Genomic DNA, 14,414 nt, shown 5'->3' on the forward strand with positions numbered 1-14,414 from the left:
CCCTCCCGCTTTCAGAAACTATAATTTCACTTTGAATAACTGCCAGTTAACTTCGCCTCGATAATATATCTATCTGGTGCATTCCCTATATAATTAAATGGGTAACAAGTTGTCAGTGTTAATATCGGTTCTTCTTTTTTTATAATAACAGTACGATCATCCGCATGAGTAATCCATGTCTTTTGAATTTCATATGTGTACGTTTTATTATCATACTCTAAAACAAGGGTATCCTTTTCTTTCAACTCTCCTAAATCTGTAAATACAGTATCTCGATGTCCACTTAGTACAGTATGTCCCCCTCCAGATGGAGTTGTCGTTAAATCACTAACGAACATACCCACTCCTTTTTTCAAAGTCGTATCATCCGCTCCCCAATATATAGAAAACTTCTTCTTTATTTTTGGTATGTTTAACATCGCTACCTTTTCTCCTTCTTTATGTTCTGTTTGAGAAGAAGGCACTTGAGAAGTTACAGGTGTTTCACGAGAAAGTTGAGTATCTTGTATATTTTTAAGACTCTTTATTTCTTCTGCAGTTAATTGCCCGGCAGAGCTTCTTCCTTTATACCATTCCACAGCATAATAGGATCCCATGAATAGCCCTATAGCCATCAATATGATACCGATATAATTGAGTAACTTCATTCTTCATTCCTCCATGCCAAAAATGGTAGGAGTAACCTACCATTTTTAATATATGAAATTATCCCATTCTTTATAGGAAAATATTTTATTTACGCTTTAATCTTATTGCGACGATTCAAACCAAATAATGTACCTACCGCTACAAGACATGCACTTAATCCCATCATTGCTACATTATTTGATGCTGTATTTGGTAATTTTTCACCTTGTACAACTGGCTTTGCTACTTCTTTTTTAGCTACTTCATTCTTTTGCTCGGCTTTTATCGCTGCTTCTTTTTTTGCCATATCGTTTTTTAACTGTTCTTGCGCTATTCTCTTTTTCTCTTCTTCACTTTTTTTCTCAGCTTTTATTGCTTCCTCTTTTTTAGCCATATCACTTTTTTCTTGTACTTGCGCTGCTTGCTTTTTCTCCTCATCACTCTTTTGCTGTTCCTTAATTGCTTCTTCTTTTTTAGCTTTATCTTGTTGCACTTGCGCTTCTTCCTTTGTTACTGTTCCAGTATCTGCACTCGCTACTGAAGAATATCCTACTGTTAAAAGTGCCATTGCACAAATTGGTAATAGTCTCTTTTTCATTTTCATTCTCTCCTTATATTTTATTCACATCAACTCGCACCGGATGTATTACTAGAATAAGCAAGAGATATAAATATAAGATGCAGATGAAATATATTTCATTTAAAGATTTCATTGTAGAAAAAGAAAAAAACATCGCAATATGTACGATGTTTTTTTCGGGTGTGTGTCTCAATTATTTACATGTTACTTTCGCGTGATTTGGAAGTAGAACGGGCTGGAGCGATAACTAATTGTCTCGGCTCAGTTTTCTTGAAGTGATTTTTGACGTTACACTTACGACGTTGAACAACCCACGCTTTAATAGGGTTTGTTAAAATAATCTTTTGCTCTTCGTTAGGGGCCTCTTCTTCAAACCTACAACTCTCGCTCCATTTATTCCATTTCATTGTAAATTTAGAAGAAGAATGATCATCTTCACGATCAAACAAGTGCAAAAAATCCATTTTTCCATCTAGCATTACGGTGTTACTAGTCGCTAAAAAAGAAAAGGTCGTCCAACGTTTCTCCATGCCCTCCTACTCCTTTTTCACATATAGAGTGCCTAAAACTTAATTTACCTAAAATATGCTTGCCTTTTACCTTACACCCATAGTTTATCCAAAATGCTATTATGCAACTATCGATTTGCCTTACAACTACCTTACATTTTTGTAAGAAACAAAAAAACCTTCACTCTATATAATGAAGGTTTCTTACTTTTTATCTATATGATCTCTCATATCATCAAGTCCAGCTTCTTTTAGCTGCGACATCATACCGTGCGAAATTGCTCCTAACACTAAAGTCATTCCAATTAATGAAATACGAATCGCAGGTACATCAATTACGTAAGCCAACAGGCCAAGAACAATTGTTAAAAGTAATGCTTTTATAAATGTTACACTTGTGTACTGTTTCTTCTTCATCATATTCACCCTTTATGGAAGCGTTTTCTCAATATACTTAGTATATCATATCATCAGATGATTTTGTCGTTGTCTTTGTAAAAAATTACTATCTTCTTTGACTTTTTCTATTCTATCCTTTACAGTCGAAATGTTCGCAAGTTTTACACTGTAGGAGGATTACAATGAATATTGAAATAAAAGACACTTTAATTTCTGAAGAACAATTACAAGCAAAAGTGAAAGAATTAGCACTTCAAATCGAACGTGACTTTGAAGGAGAAGAAATCGTAGTTATCGCCGTATTAAAAGGTTCATTCGTATTTGCTGCTGATTTAATTCGTCACATCAAAAACGATGTAACAATTGACTTCATTTCTGCATCTAGTTACGGAAATCAAACAGAAACGACAGGAAAAGTGAAACTACTAAAAGATATCGACGTAAACATTACTGGAAAAAACGTAATTGTTGTAGAAGATATTATCGATTCTGGTTTAACACTTCATTTCTTAAAAGACCACTTCTTTATGCATAAACCAAAGGCACTTAAGTTCTGTACGCTACTTGATAAACCAGAACGCCGTAAAGTGGACTTAACAGCTGAATATGTTGGCTTCCAAATTCCAGACGAATTCATCGTTGGATACGGTATCGACTGTGCTGAGAAATATCGTAACTTACCATTTATCGCTTCAGTTGTAACGGAGTAATATAATAAAATAAGCTTCCATTAATTACTGATGGAAGTTTATTTTCTATCACGATTCGTAAAAGACAAAGGGAGAGAATAAAAATGACAAAGACAAAATTTGAAAAAGTACTCCTCATCGTAAATCCGAAAGCTGGTCAAGGTGACTTACATACAAATTTAACAAAAATCGTACCACCTCTTGCCGCAGCTTTTCCTGATCTACATATCCTTCATACGAAAAAACAAGGTGATGCAACAAAATATTGCCAAGAGTTTGCTAGTAAAGTAGATTTAATTATCGTCTTTGGTGGTGATGGAACAGTATTTGAATGCACAAATGGCTTAGCACCTCTCGAAACTAGACCTACACTTGCAATCATTCCAGGTGGAACTTGCAATGACTTCTCTCGCACACTTGGTGTTCCGCAAAACATTGCAGAAGCAGCAAAACTTATCACAAAGGAACACGTAAAACCAGTTGACGTTGCAAAAGCAAATGAACAACATTTCTTAAACTTCTGGGGCATTGGACTCGTATCTGAAGTATCAAACAATATCGATGCAGAAGAAAAAGCAAAGCTTGGTAAAATCGGTTACTATTTAAGCACAATTCGAACTGTCAAAAATGCTGAAACATTCCCGGTAAAAATTACTTATGACGGACAAGTATATGAAGACGAAGCTGTCCTTGTCATGGTTGGAAATGGTGAATATCTTGGTGGTATTCCATCCTTTATTCCGAACGTAAAATGTGATGACGGAACACTTGATATTTTCGTAGTCAAATCAACAGGTATTCAAGCATTTAAAGATTACATCGGAAAGAAACTATTCGAGGATTCAAATGAAAATGACATCTTCCACGTAAAAGCAAAATCCATTCATATTGAAACGAAAGAAGAAAAAGAAGTAGATACAGATGGAGAAAGTTCGCTTCATACACCTTGTCACATTGAATTATTACCAGGACACTTTACGATGATTTATAATCCTGCGGTTGTGTAAAGAAAAAAACGAGTGCTAGCACTCGTTTTTTCTCTTCTAATCTAGCTATGTCGTTGAATCATTTCTTGTATTTCTTTAACTCTCTCTAAAGTAATTCCATTTCTTTGTTCGATTGCTAAAGGATGCTCGGTTGGCTCTAATTCAACATACGGTGCCGTTCCAACTTCTCTTATATGTACATTTGTTTTTAAATTTAATGTTTCTGGATAAAATGGTATTTCTACAGATAACCAACCAAAATAAGGATCACTATTTTCTCGGCCTCTCTCATCCCACTTTTTTAATACTTCATCATAACTTTCTTTACTAAGTGATACCCACACAGTCCATATGAAGTTTTCGTGGTAGTCAATGATAGGAATCTCTAAACAACCTCTAATAAAGTAATGCTCATCGTCCATTACGCAAAGTTCTGATGTTAAATGGAAGCGTTCCTCTCTTTCATGGGGCGCTACCTCGTAATAATAATATGGTGCTTCACTTCCGTAGCATAGAGGTAGTGCAAAACGATGCATTTGTACTTTTTCTCCGGATTTTCTTCTTCTTTTCATTTATTATTCTTTCTCCTATCCTTTTCAGTCACAATCAAACGCTACCCAATTTCTCCAATGCGTGTTAGAATCCTTCTTCACAATAATACGTGGATCTTTCTTCTCTATTGCAGCTGCTACTGATTGGAAGAATTCATTTTCACTTACTTTTTCGTCTTCAACATGTTTCCATTCTTCCGTTTCATACGCTAGTTCCCAATTACCTTCTAAACCGAACTCTTCTAAAATCTCTTCTTTACTCCACCATAATAATGTTCTAACTTCTTCATTAGTAGCAAGCATACGCATAAAGTATGTTGGATAATGCTCTGTCGTTTGTACTTCTATTCCATTATTTATATAATCCTCTTCTGTAAATTCATATTCAAAATGCTGCTCACGAATTTTTAAACTGCCGTTATAAATATTCGGCATAAATTCACCTTCATCATTAAATAACTCATAATTGCCATCATTTAATTGTAAAATGCAATCATCACCCATTGAATGAGTAATTCTATCTCCATATACTTGAATATCATTACATACACCTAATGAACCTACACCAACAAGTTGAAACACCATTAACCAATCCTTAGTATCTTTAAAGAAAAGAGAGAATTTCACTTGCGAAATATCCATATATTCATTATCAAAGGCAGGAAATTCATAGTTACTTTGCTTTTTATCTAATAGTTTTAAAATATCTTTTTGCATATGTATCATCTTCACCCCGATATAAACAAAAATATTTTTTTAATTTCACTAGAGTATAACATAACCATACTTACCTGTGACATTCTAATAAAACTACTAAAAAATAGAAGAATGGCTTGTTTGCATACTCTAGTTCTTTTTATGTACAATGAAGGAAAGAAGCACCTTCATATAAGGGAGAGGACAAACTTTGTTCAACCAACAGTTAGTTAATTTACGCATTGATTTTGCATTTAAACAATTGTTTGGTACGAATGGTAGCGAAGATATTCTAATTGCATTTTTAAATGCTATGTTACAAGAGTCTTTAGAGTCGCCCATTGCTTCTCTACAACTAGAAGATCCACATTTACACAGGGAATATGAAGAGGATAAGTTATCTATTTTAGACATTTCAGCGACATTAGACACAGGAACAAAAGTCAATGTAGAAATACAACTCAATAATAATCACGATATGGTTAAACGCAGTTTATATTATTGGGGAAGACTATACACATCTCAACTACAAAAAGGGATGCCCTACAGTGCACTTCACAAAACCATCACCATAAACTTACTAAACTTCGTAATGTTTTCGGAACACCCAGCCTTCCATACAACGAGCATATTATGGAATACACAACAAAAAAAAATCCTGAGTGAAGACATAGAAATCCGCATTATAGAAATTCCAAAGTTAACTGAACAATGGCATGAAGAAAAAGTAAATCCGTGGAAAGATCCATTTGTTCGTTGGCTTTTATTGCTTTCAGCAAATGAGGATGAGCACTTAACTAAACTATTGGAGGATATTGCTATGAACCAAGACCCTATTTTACAAAAAGCAATAAATAAATGGGAACGTATGAGTCAGGATTCTTCTTTCCGACAAGCCTATGACGCAAGGGAGAAAGTTTTAATGGATGAAGCAGCAAAATTCGCCCATGCAGAGACAGAAGGAATTAAAAGAGGAATGGAACAAGGAATTAAAAAAGGGCTTGAAAAGGGTATTGAAAAAGGCATTCAACAGGGCATTCAACAGGGCATTGAAAAAGGTCGAAAAGAGGGAGTCCAACAGGGGCAATTTCAAATGATTAAGAATATGTATGATCTTGGTATACCACTTGAAACGATTGCTAAGGCAAGTAAATTAAGTTTGCATGAGATTGAGCATATTTTAGGACATAAATAGTGATAAAAAAAGAGCTTGAATAGTTTCAAGCTCTTTTTTATCAACTCTCCTCGATATCATCCAATTGAGTCTTATAACATTTATCACACTCTGGACTCGTAGGAAGAATCCCTCTTTCATCAGGTAATAAAACCCTCAAAACTTCTCGATCCATCTCTGCGAAAGACTTCATAATAATGGGATATCTTTCTCTAAAAAGGTTAACATCCATACAGTTTTTCCTTTATCGTTCATCAGTAGCACTTTATGGTTTAACTTCCAAGCCACTTCACTAACATGATGAAACATCTTTGTTAATACGCCTTAATCAATTTCAAGCCAACCCATTCCCATAGAAAGAAATAACACTCCATTTAAATACCATTTTCATGCACACCTCATTTTAACTAAAAAAAGCGAAAGAGAACATAATTTTCACTACGCTCTCTTTCGCTTTTTCAAAAACTGTATACCTTATTTTCATTTACTAACAATCCTGAAATAAGAACGAACTGTTAAGCAATAATAACCAATATAAATAACACTATACACCCCGATGCTAATTAGTAACGGAACTGCAATTTCATACGGAATAACTGTCGCTAATCCTTTGAGCGCAAATAAAGTGTGTAATATACCAACTACTAAAGGAATAAAGAAGATAAATCTCATTTGCTTCGCAATGGCTTTTTTCATTTCTTTTTTCGTGACACCGAGTTTTCGAAGAACGATGTAACGTTCACGATCTGCATGTGCTTCTGTTAATTGTTTGAAATAAATAATAGAGCCTGTTGCAAGTAAAAATACAAGTCCTAAGAATATACCACTAAACATCATTAACCCTGACGTTTCAATACCGCTGCGGAATATTGTATAGAAGTCACTGAATTGCTCTCTTCCTTCTGCATCTTCTTCCGATATTACTTTCTTTAATTTCTCCGTTAACACTTTACTATTTCTTTCGTCTTTCACATCAATATTTTTCACAGTATGAGAGCCAATTGTCTTCTTTGCTTGCTCATACACTTCATCCGGAACGACAACTAGAAGTTCATATAAGTTTGTAATGTTTTTTGCTTGTACATCTTTCACTTGTACTGGTGCTACTTCTTCAATTGGGAATGTAGCTTTTCGATTTTTATATACGCCACTATCTCTCTTACCTTCACTGTACATGCCATCAAATGCATACAATTCGTTCTTCTTTAAATCTAGAGTTTCTTCATTTAAATATTTTGCGATTGTATTAAATGATGATTGCGCGATAAGTTCTGTTGTTCTTGATTGTAATGAAGTGCCATCACCGTATTCTCCTACTACTTTTACCGTCTCTAATTCATATTGATGAATGACTTCATTCTGTCCTTCTTTTAAAATCTCATTTACTTTACGATCTAATTCCATATCTTTCTTTTCATAAGAATAACTAACTGGATGATATTTCTTCGCCTGCATATATGTGTTGTAATACATCGTTACAGAAGTTCCAACCGCCGTTAACGTTACTGCGCTTAATACGGCAATTGTTGCTAACGATTTTGCATTTCCTTTAATGCGGTATAGTAACTGAGACGTCGTAACCATTTTCATTCCGTTATAAAATGCGGATTTTTTATTTCGCACTCTTTTTAATACAAAAACGGTAAAGAACATAAATAATAAATACGTTCCAAGTACTGTCGCTAATAAAATGTAAAGTGCAAGGGGCATAAAGTTATCACCGCTCACATTTTTAATAGCCGTTACTGACAAGAAATAACCTGATCCAATTAATAATAAAGAAATGAAAGCCATTATTTTCGAACCTTTTGGCATGACTTCGCCTTCGTTATCTGCACGGAATAGCTCGATTAACTTAAATTGATAAATAACGCGGTATCCTTTAAACGATGTGTATAAAATGATGAGACAAAAAATAACTGTTGTATCTATAACCGCTCCAACTGGTACTTCAAAATGAACATTTACATGTAGCTCTAACATATTTAAAAGTAGCTTTAGGAACCCTTTTGAAAGTAAACTACCAATTACAATTCCGATTACTAATGATAATAAACCCATTAACATATTTTCATAAAACAGCATTTTACCTATTTCTTTTTTTCGAATACCGAGTAAAGAATAAAGACCTATTTCTTTCTTACGCTTTCGTGTAAAGAAACCATTCGAATATATAATAAATATTGCAACGAAAATAATGAGCATTACGCTCGCAAGCTGGAATCCTCGTCCAATGTTATCTCCAGCTTCACTTATTTGTGAATTGTATTGCAACGCCTTAAACGTAAAATAAATGACGATGCTAAAAATCATGGAAGCAAAGTATATAAAATAATCTTTAAAATTTCGTTTTATATTACGAAGGGCGATGCTAGATAAGCTCATTTGCCGCACCCCCAGAGATTGAAGACATCATATCAATAATTTGTTGGAAGAACTGTTTTCTTGTCATCTCTTTGCGATGTAATTCTTTATATAACTTTCCATCTTTAATAAATACAACTCGTTTACAATAACTTGCCGCAAACGCATCATGCGTTACCATTAAAATCGTTACAAGATCTTTTTCATTTAATGTCTTCATACTTTCTAATAAATCCGTCGCTGACTTCGAATCAAGCGCACCAGTTGGCTCATCTCCAAAAATCATACTTGGATTTGTTACAATCGCTCTTGATGCCGCGCAGCGTTGTTTTTGTCCGCCTGAAGCTTCATACGGATACTGATTTAAAATATGATCTATCCCAAACTTCTTTGCAATCTCCTCAACGCGAGATTCTACTTCTCTCGCCTTCACCTTTGATAAAGCAAGTGGCAATGCAATATTTTCTCGCACTGTTAACGTATCTAATAAGTTATAATCTTGAAAAATAAATCCTAAATGATTACGGCGAAAAAGTGCCAATTCATCATCATTCATCTTCACAATATCTTTTCCATCAATTAAAATCTCACCTTTTGAAGCCGTATCAATAGTAGAAAGAACATTCAAAAGTGTCGTCTTACCAGAACCAGACGGTCCCATAATACCGACAAACTCTCCTTCTTTCACTTGCAGTTGAATATCTTTCAACGCTTCAAACGTATTCCCGCCTGTATCATATATTTTCGAAATCCCTTTCGCTTCTAACATTGTTTTCATCTATTTGTACCTCCTGTTATAATTCGTGATGTTCTCTTTAAGCAACAGAATTCAGTATAGATACATTTTCTTAACAAATAGTAATGGGGTTTCTTAATATTTTCTTAAAAAGAAAAATCCAAAATCATAAGAATTGATTTTGGATTTAATATAGTTAAAATATTAAATTACATTTCGAACAAAAAGGAGCCGAATTCCCTTTTCTAATTTTCGCATCACATTTTGGGCAATATACATATCGCTCTTCTATCATTTGTCGCTCTATCATATGTAAGGATACTATTCTCATACTGCACATAATCCCAATTAATATAAGGCTAACAATGAGTAGCATACCTCTCGCCCTCCCCCTTTATCATTTTACCATAAAATAACAAACCCGATTCTCTCATCTAGAACCGGGTTTATACTTACAATCCTAACTTCACCTTCGCGCCATCAGGAATTATTTCTTCATCTATTTGTACCTTATCGTGCACAGACTTTCCTCTCGTAATTACATGCCAGTAGGAACCTTTTTGTAATGTATCCACTCCATCAATTGTTATCTCTTTTTCGTTTCCATCCTTATCATATGTGTTCACTGTGTATGCACGGCCTTTATTTCCACCTAAATCTTTTCCATCGTTATCAATTACCGCATAACGATATTCTAATTTAAGAAACGGATTCATGGAATCTACTGTAGCACTCCCATTTAACAAATATGCCGCTCCTGCTATGATGACAAGTAATGATCCTAAAATAAATCTTTTCATCTATATTCCGCCTTTCATTATGTTTTTCTATAAGACCTTTCTAAGTATAGAGAGCATTTCTTAATAAAAACTCGTGCGGTTTCTTAACTTTTTCTTAATGTCACAGGGCTTTGCATCAGCACTTCGATAAATAAAGCCATATTAATAATAAAAGGAGGCTGCCGCCTCCTTTATTTACTCATCACTGTATTTCTTTTTTGTCTGTAAAAATAAAACACACTCACAATCAATGCAATACTCCCGCCAAAATACAAACCATACTCTATCGCAGCTGCTACAATCCTTTCAATATGTTGTCCAAATAAAGAACCGAGCACAAAATAAACGAGTGTCCAAACAAATCCTGTCGTATAGGAATACAAAGCATATATCCGAAATGACATGTTATTCATCCCAACTAAATACGGTACGATATGTCTTACAACTGGTATGAAATAGCTTGTAACTAACGCGTACTGTCCGTATTTATCAACCATTTCTTGTGATTTCATCAAATACTTCGCTTTTTTCTTTTTCATTAATTTATGGAGTACCTTCGTTCCAAAAACCTTCCCTAATATATATCCTAAAGAAAGCCCTGATACAACACCTAAATATGTTAATACGAATGAAGGAACAACACTTAATATACCTACTGAAGATACGAAACCACCACTCATAACAATCATTTCATCTGGAATTGGCATACCGATAATCCCTAACCATAAACAGAAAAATAAAGCCCAATAACCGTATTGTTCAATATAAGATAATAATTCATGTAATTCCATTATGCATATGCTCTCCTTAGTTCTTTTTTGCAACTAAAGACGTAGGCTGGCGGGAAATTAAGCCATACTTTTTCTAGTGTAATTTCAGGGAAGAAATGCTGTATAAACCCTTTTTTCACAAGTGAATATTGAAATGTAATGAACTCACCATTCTCATGTATCGCTTCCATCGCATTATTTAAAATGCGCTTTGAAACTTCTTCTGGTAAAGAAGTGAAAGGCAACCCTGATAAAACGTAATCAATGCATTCTATATTGTGCTCCCCCATATACTTCTTTATATTTTCAGCTGAACCGTGTACAACAATGACATTCTGCTCATCTTTAAACTTTCTTTTTAATTCTTTGAAAAATACTTCATTAATTTCAATAAGAAGAAATATCGTTTCCTTCTTTTTTCTCTTCATAATCTCTTTCGTAAAAACCCCTGTGCCAGGCCCTAACTCTACAATACATTTCGCTTTATTAAAATCAATTACATCAACCATTTTCTTTGCTAATATTTTTGAACTTGGCGCAATTGCACCAGTATGTTTTGGATGCTTTATAAATTCATGTAAAAATGTAATGAGCTGCATGTAAACCTCTCCTCATTCGTTCGATAGTTTTTAACTTGTGTCTAAGTATAACTATCGTTTCTTAATAAAAATTGAGGAAGTTTCTTAAGATTTTATGAAGAATAAAAAAAACAGCTATCGCGTGTAGCGATAGCTGCCCCTTATTACTTCGCACTCACGATCTTATAATAAGAACGAACCGTTAAGAAGTAATATCCAATATAGATGACACCGTATACTCCAATACTAATGAGAAGCGGAATCATAATTTCAAATGGTAATATATTTGATAAACCTTTTAGTGCAAATAAACTGTGTAAAATACCGATTACTAACGGAATAGCGAAGATAAAGCTTACTTGTTTTGCGATAGCTTTCTTCATTTCTTGCTTCGTTACACCAACTTTATGAAGGACAATGTAACGATCACGGTCAGCACTTGCTTCTGTTAATTGTTTAAAGTAAATGATTGAGCCTGTTGCTAATAGGAATACTAATCCTAAGAATAACCCAATAAACATCATTAAGCCTGTCGTTTCAAGCCCCATTTGGAATCCTGTATAGAAATCGTTAAATGGTTTTAAAACTTCTGATTCTCCAGCTGGCATAATGCTTGCTAATTTTGCTGTTAACTCTTTACTATTTCGCTCACCTTTTACATCAATATTTTTTACAGTACGCGTTTCGTTTACTTGTTTCACTTGCTCATATGTTTTATCAGGAACGATTACAAATAGTTCATTTAAATTTGTAAGGCTTCTATTATTTACACCTTTAATTTTTAATTCTTTTGACTCATTTCCAACAGGGAATACAGCTGTATTTCCTGTATAAAGAGGACCAAAATCAAGTTTCTCAATATATAAGCTATCATATACGAAAGCTTCATTCGCACTCAAATTTACAGGTTCTACATCTAAATGTTTCACATGTTTATTAAAGCTTGATTGAGAAATAAGCTGGTACTGATTCGTAACATTATAGTGTGTGTTCAGAACTTGATCAGCTCTTTCACCTTTAAATGTTCCTTTCACAGGAATCATTTCAACTTCTGATTCATATGTGACTGGGTGATTATTCTTCTCTCCAGCAAGTATTTCATTTACTTTTTTATCTAATGCTGCATCTTTTTTCTCATAGGAATAACTATACGGCGCAGCAACTTTTGATTGCGTAAATGTATTGTAATACATCGTAACTGACGTACCAACCGCTGTTAATGTAACTGCACTTAAAATAGCGATTGTCGCCAATGATTTCGCATTTCCTTTAATACGATATAGTAACTGCGATGTCGTTACCATATTCATACCATTATAAAATGCTGACTTATTATTTCTTGCACGTTTCAATACAAATACTGTGAAGAACATGAACAGTAAATAAGTCCCTGCTACTGTCGCTAATAAAATATATAATGCAACGACCATAAAGTCTGCATACATAACTGCTTTCATGTACATTAGCGCTAAAAAATAACCTGAACCGATTAAGAAAACTGAAATTAATGCCATGATGACAGATCCTTTTGGCATTGCTTCTCCTTCACGTTCTGCACGGAAAAGTTCAATTAACTTAAAGCGATAAATTAAACGATATCCTTGAAGTGATGTATATAAAATAATCACAAAGAAAATAATTGCTGTATCAATAATAGCAGCCATCGGTACTTCAAAATGAACATTTAAATTTAATCCCATCATATTTACTAATAACTCAAGGAATAATTTCGAAAGGACACTACCAATCGCAATCCCGATTACTAATGACATTAATCCCATTAACATATTTTCATAAAAGAGCATTTTACCAATTTGTCTTTTACGAATACCTAATAACGAATATAAGCCAACTTCTTTTTTACGTTTACGTGTAAAGAATCCGTTCGAATATATAATGAACACTGCTACGAAAATGATAAGCATCACACTGGAAACTTGGAACGCTCCGCTAATCTTTTTAGAAGCTTCTGCTGCTTTTTCCATTTGTGAATTATATTGCAGTGCTTTAAATGTAAAATAAATAACGATACTAAAAATCATAGATGCGAAATATACAAAGTAGTCTTTAAAGTTCCGCTGTATGTTGCGGAGGGCAATGCTAGATAAGGTCATCAGCCATACCTCCAGAAATAGAAGACATTACGTCAACAATTTTTTGGAAGAACTGTTTACGCGTTGATTCACCACGGTGCAATTCTTTATATAGTTCACCATCTTTAATGAAAATAACTCGTTTACAATAACTTGCTGCAAATGCATCATGCGTTACCATTAAAATTGTTGAGTTATCATATTCATTTAATGACTTCATACTTTCAAGTAAATCTGTTGCAGATTTAGAATCAAGCGCTCCAGTTGGCTCGTCCCCGAAAATCATACTTGGATTCGTAACGATTGCACGTGATGCTGCGCAGCGCTGCTTCTGTCCACCAGATACTTGATATGGGAACTGACTTAAAATATGATCAATGCCAAATTTCTTTGAGATTTCAAGAACGCGGCGATCAATCTCACTCGCTTTCACCTTTGATAACGCAAGTGGTAAAGCAATATTCTCTTTCACTGTTAACGTATCTAATAAGTTATAATCTTGGAAAATGAAGCCTAAATGATCGCGGCGGAATAATGCTAACTTATCATCATTCATTTTCACAATATCTTTTCCATCAATTAAAATTTCACCGTTCGTCGCATTATCAATTGTAGAAAGAACATTTAGTAAAGTCGTCTTACCAGAACCAGAAGGTCCCATAATTCCAACGAACTCACCTTCTTTTACTTGTAAGTTAATACCTTTTAACGCTGCAAATTTATTACCACCCGTGTCATATACTTTTTCAATATTTTTTGCTTCTAATACTGTTTTCATCTCGACATCCCTCATTTCTTCTATTCTCTATTTTCAACTATATACACTCTCTACTCTTGCCACTATCGATGTTTCTTACACAAACATGACAGTTATGTAAGGCAC

General features: G+C 34.1%; 17 protein-coding genes. 3 read left to right on the plus strand and 14 right to left on the minus strand.

Translation table 11 applies throughout. From position 1 onward, the window contains the following. Window positions 1-26: 26 nt before the first annotated feature. The 4 genes from C3Y97_RS24340 to C3Y97_RS24355 form a co-directional block, all read right to left on the minus strand. Complete coding sequence (locus C3Y97_RS24340; RefSeq protein WP_000771595.1) at window positions 27-647, minus strand: class D sortase; 621 nt, start codon at window positions 645-647, stop codon at window positions 27-29. A gap of 89 nt (window positions 648-736) precedes the next feature. After that, window positions 737-1,225 (minus strand): LPXTG cell wall anchor domain-containing protein, encoded by a 489-nt coding sequence (locus C3Y97_RS24345; protein ID WP_000746708.1) that lies wholly within the window; start codon window positions 1,223-1,225, stop codon window positions 737-739. 179 nt (window positions 1,226-1,404) lie between these two features. Continuing rightward, window positions 1,405-1,737: a hypothetical protein gene (locus C3Y97_RS24350; protein ID WP_000415613.1), complete on the minus strand. Its 333-nt coding sequence runs from the start codon at window positions 1,735-1,737 to the stop codon at window positions 1,405-1,407. A gap of 183 nt (window positions 1,738-1,920) precedes the next feature. Further along, window positions 1,921-2,136: a hypothetical protein gene (locus tag C3Y97_RS24355; protein WP_002001286.1), complete on the minus strand. Its 216-nt coding sequence runs from the start codon at window positions 2,134-2,136 to the stop codon at window positions 1,921-1,923. A 161-nt stretch (window positions 2,137-2,297) separates the two neighbouring features. Between C3Y97_RS24355 and hpt the strand changes: the two genes are divergently transcribed. Both hpt and C3Y97_RS24365 read left to right on the plus strand, forming a co-directional pair. After that, window positions 2,298-2,825, plus strand: coding sequence for a hypoxanthine phosphoribosyltransferase (gene hpt / locus C3Y97_RS24360; RefSeq protein ID WP_001019295.1), 528 nt, complete (start codon window positions 2,298-2,300; stop codon window positions 2,823-2,825). An 83-nt stretch (window positions 2,826-2,908) separates the two neighbouring features. Next, window positions 2,909-3,811: a diacylglycerol/lipid kinase family protein gene (locus tag C3Y97_RS24365; RefSeq protein WP_000167902.1), complete on the plus strand. Its 903-nt coding sequence runs from the start codon at window positions 2,909-2,911 to the stop codon at window positions 3,809-3,811. 41 nt (window positions 3,812-3,852) lie between these two features. On the opposite strand, the gene C3Y97_RS24370 is transcribed toward C3Y97_RS24365, so the two are convergent. Then, the gene (locus tag C3Y97_RS24370; RefSeq protein ID WP_000830215.1) at window positions 3,853-4,362 is read right to left on the minus strand and encodes a DUF2199 domain-containing protein; all 510 of its coding nucleotides are present in this window, start codon (window positions 4,360-4,362) and stop codon (window positions 3,853-3,855) included. 24 nt (window positions 4,363-4,386) lie between these two features. Then, a complete protein-coding gene (locus tag C3Y97_RS24375) occupies window positions 4,387-5,058 on the minus strand; it encodes a DUF7003 family protein (RefSeq protein WP_001168101.1) in 672 nt (223 codons plus the stop codon). Window positions 5,059-5,248: 190 nt separating this feature from the next. Between C3Y97_RS24375 and C3Y97_RS24380 the strand changes: the two genes are divergently transcribed. Continuing rightward, window positions 5,249-6,232 (plus strand): Rpn family recombination-promoting nuclease/putative transposase, encoded by a 984-nt coding sequence (locus C3Y97_RS24380; RefSeq protein ID WP_000483115.1) that lies wholly within the window; start codon window positions 5,249-5,251, stop codon window positions 6,230-6,232. Between the two features lie 459 nt (window positions 6,233-6,691). Here C3Y97_RS24380 and C3Y97_RS24385 read toward each other — a convergent pair whose 3' ends face one another. The 8 genes from C3Y97_RS24385 to C3Y97_RS24420 all read right to left on the minus strand — a co-directional run bounded on the left by C3Y97_RS24385 (window position 6,692) and on the right by C3Y97_RS24420 (window position 14,309). Further along, a complete protein-coding gene (locus tag C3Y97_RS24385) occupies window positions 6,692-8,596 on the minus strand; it encodes an ABC transporter permease (RefSeq protein WP_000059440.1) in 1,905 nt (634 codons plus the stop codon). Beyond that, on the minus strand, window positions 8,583-9,353 hold the full coding sequence (locus C3Y97_RS24390) for an ABC transporter ATP-binding protein (RefSeq protein WP_000855633.1): 771 nt from the start codon (window positions 9,351-9,353) through the stop codon (window positions 8,583-8,585). The genes C3Y97_RS24385 and C3Y97_RS24390 overlap by 14 nt, the downstream gene beginning before the upstream one ends. Before the next feature lie 154 nt (window positions 9,354-9,507). Continuing rightward, window positions 9,508-9,687: a hypothetical protein gene (locus C3Y97_RS24395; protein ID WP_000924676.1), complete on the minus strand. Its 180-nt coding sequence runs from the start codon at window positions 9,685-9,687 to the stop codon at window positions 9,508-9,510. A 76-nt stretch (window positions 9,688-9,763) separates the two neighbouring features. Next, on the minus strand, window positions 9,764-10,111 hold the full coding sequence (locus tag C3Y97_RS24400) for a YxeA family protein (protein ID WP_000819386.1): 348 nt from the start codon (window positions 10,109-10,111) through the stop codon (window positions 9,764-9,766). A 170-nt stretch (window positions 10,112-10,281) separates the two neighbouring features. Next, entirely contained in the window at window positions 10,282-10,881 is a 600-nt protein-coding gene (locus tag C3Y97_RS24405; RefSeq protein WP_000418943.1) for a DedA family protein, read from the minus strand. Beyond that, window positions 10,881-11,459 carry a class I SAM-dependent methyltransferase gene (locus C3Y97_RS24410; protein WP_001176066.1) on the minus strand — a complete coding sequence of 193 codons (579 nt, stop codon included), beginning with the start codon at window positions 11,457-11,459 and terminating at the stop codon, window positions 10,881-10,883. The genes C3Y97_RS24405 and C3Y97_RS24410 overlap by 1 nt, the downstream gene beginning before the upstream one ends. A gap of 143 nt (window positions 11,460-11,602) precedes the next feature. Next, window positions 11,603-13,552 carry an ABC transporter permease gene (locus tag C3Y97_RS24415; protein WP_000176150.1) on the minus strand — a complete coding sequence of 650 codons (1,950 nt, stop codon included), beginning with the start codon at window positions 13,550-13,552 and terminating at the stop codon, window positions 11,603-11,605. Next, entirely contained in the window at window positions 13,539-14,309 is a 771-nt protein-coding gene (locus C3Y97_RS24420; RefSeq protein WP_000859655.1) for an ABC transporter ATP-binding protein, read from the minus strand. Before C3Y97_RS24420 ends, C3Y97_RS24415 begins: the two co-directional genes overlap by 14 nt. Window positions 14,310-14,414 lie beyond the last annotated feature (105 nt).

This window comes from Bacillus sp. DU-106 (genome assembly GCF_004799705.1).
In the GTDB taxonomy this organism is placed as follows: domain Bacteria; phylum Bacillota; class Bacilli; order Bacillales; family Bacillaceae_G; genus Bacillus_A; species Bacillus_A cereus.